A 2,229-nucleotide genomic window follows, 5' to 3' on the forward strand; every position below is an offset into this window, starting at 1 on the left:
ACGGGTCTGCTCCGGCGCGGTGGGGCGGGCCGCCCCGCCCAAGGGCACCGGCAGCGCCGCCGGGTGGCCGGGTGCGGAACTGCACCCGGCCGCCGCGAGCAGCACCGCGAGCACCAGCGTTGCTCTGCGGTGGGTCATGGTCTCAGCACCAGTAGTCGGAGGCCACGCTGTGGTAGAACGCCGTGCCGGACAGGTCCCCGATGCCGTAGCCGCGGGGGATGACGACCGAGGAACCGGTGCCGCCGGTGCCCGAGTAGATCGTCACGGAGCACTGGGTGCCGCTGTTGGACACCGAGGCCGCGTTGGCGAACGAGTAGTACTGCAGCAGGTTGTCGTTGTTGTACTGAACCTGGCCGGGCGTCCCGTTGTAGTTGGTCTGGGCGTAGGCGCAGAGCTTCGTCGACGGGCAAGCGTCGGCGTTCGCGGCCCCGGCGGTGCCGACGACACCGAGGGTCCCGAGGGCGAGGGCGAGCGCGCCGGTCATGATCTTGTTGCGCATGGCTGTATTCCGTCCTTCCAGTAGGTGTCTTCCTGAGCACGAGGATCCCGGGCACCGCCGTGCCGGGTATAGGAGAAAAGCGAAGCGGGCTGCTCGGGGGGTGCGAGCGGCAGCACCGCACTGGTGACCGCGCCGTCCAGACGGTCGACGGGGATGGCCGCGCAGCCGCCGCGCAGGCGGCTGCGCACGAAGGCGCGGTGCGTCTGCCCGGCCATCGCCTTGAACTCGCGGGTGAAGTGGGACTGGTCGCAGAAGCCGTGTGCCGCCACCACCGAGGCCGGGTCCGCCCCCGCCTGAAGCAGTTTCAGGGTGCGCTGGATGCGGACGATCCGTGCCGCCTGTTTCGGCAGGATGCCGAGTTGTGCCCGGAAGCGGTTGGCCAGGTGGCGTTCGCTCCAACCCGTCAGCAGGGCCAGCTGACGCACCGGTAGAGTCCCGCCGGTGCGCAGCAGTTCGCGCCAGGCGCCGTGCACTTGACGGTCGACGGCGGCCCCGCCCCAGGCCCGGTTGAGGAGCCAGCGGTCGAGCCGGGCGAAGCGCTCGCGCCAGGTCCACGCGTCTCCCAGCATGGCGACCAGGCGGGCACCGGCCGGTCCGAGGAGGTCCTCGGGCGACACCGCCCCGCCCCCGATGTCGCCCACCGGGGGGCCGAAGACCCGGTAGGCCATCTCGGGTGTGAGCAGCACCTCGATCGCCTGCAGCCGGCCGTCGTGCTCGACCAGGGTGGCGTGGGTGCGCTGGCCGGTCACGAGGGCGGTGTGCGTGGTCCACGTCCCCGGCCCGGTGGCGGTGGCCACGGCCCGGCGGATCGGCGCTTCGAGGTTGATGAGCATGGTGACGCCGGAATCGGCAGTTCCACCCGTCGGCGCGGGTGCGGGAATCGCAGGCGGTACCCCCTGTACGAAAGGACGCCCGGCTGCAGCCGCCGATCCGGCTGCCTCTGCACCACTTCCCCGGTGCGGTCCGAGCTGGTGATTGTTCTCATGTCACTCCTGGATGGCTCGCCCGTGCTCACGCGGCGGGCGGGAGGTTCACACGACCGATCAGACGTGCGGGGGGGGGTGCACGGGAACAGGACGGGCGGGCATGAGGGAGCGTGGGGAGTGACTGGCTGCCCGCCCGGAACCATGATCAACATCTGACGGTGAGGAGATCCAACCACAGCGAGGATCACGCTGTCAGGGAAAGTTCCGTGGGGGTTCATCCAAAAATGTGAACCCGCGCGGCGGGTCCGTGAAGATCCGACGATCAGGGGTTTCCGGCGGATCCGCGGGGAGCAGAGGCAATGGCCTCGGATGGTCGCGGCCCCGGGTGGGCGCAGCCCCGGACGGCAGTGGCCTCAGGTGGTCGCCGCCGCCTCCGCCAGGGCATCCAGCACCGGGCGGATCAGCGGGTGCCCGCCCGCGCCCGCGCGGACGGCGGCGAAGACGCGGCGGGTGGCGAGCTCGCTGTCGACCGGGCGGACGGCGACCTGGCCGAGGTCGACGCCGCGCAGGGCCGAGCGCGGCACCAGGGCCACGCCCGCGCCGGCGGAGGCGAGGGCGACGACGGCCCGGAAGTCGTCGGAGGAATGGACGAGACGGGGCTGGAAGCCGGCGTGTTCGCAGGCCAGCAGGACCACGTCGTGGCAGGGGTTGCCGGGGTACGGCCCGATCCAGGGTTCGGCGGCGAGGTCGGCGACGGCGACCGGGCCGTCGGCGGCGGCCAGCGGGTGGCCGAGCGGCAGGACC

The 2,229-nt window shown here is 72.2% G+C and carries 3 protein-coding genes; all 3 read right to left on the reverse strand.

Features of this window, described 5'->3' with window-relative positions; translation table 11 throughout:
• Positions 1–142: 142 nt before the first annotated feature.
• Complete coding sequence (locus tag AB0O00_RS36490) at positions 143–499, reverse strand: peptidase inhibitor family I36 protein (RefSeq protein WP_363659003.1); 357 nt, start codon at positions 497–499, stop codon at positions 143–145.
• Positions 481–1,332 (reverse strand): AraC family transcriptional regulator, encoded by an 852-nt coding sequence (locus AB0O00_RS36495; RefSeq protein ID WP_363659004.1) that lies wholly within the window; start codon positions 1,330–1,332, stop codon positions 481–483. The genes AB0O00_RS36490 and AB0O00_RS36495 overlap by 19 nt, the downstream gene beginning before the upstream one ends.
• 506 nt (positions 1,333–1,838) lie before the next feature.
• Positions 1,839–2,229: LysR substrate-binding domain-containing protein (locus AB0O00_RS36500; RefSeq protein WP_363659005.1), on the reverse strand; the 391-nt coding region annotated here is incomplete at its 5' end.

Origin of the sequence: Kitasatospora sp. NPDC093558 (assembly GCF_040683475.1) — a bacterium.
GTDB lineage: Bacteria > Actinomycetota > Actinomycetes > Streptomycetales > Streptomycetaceae > Kitasatospora.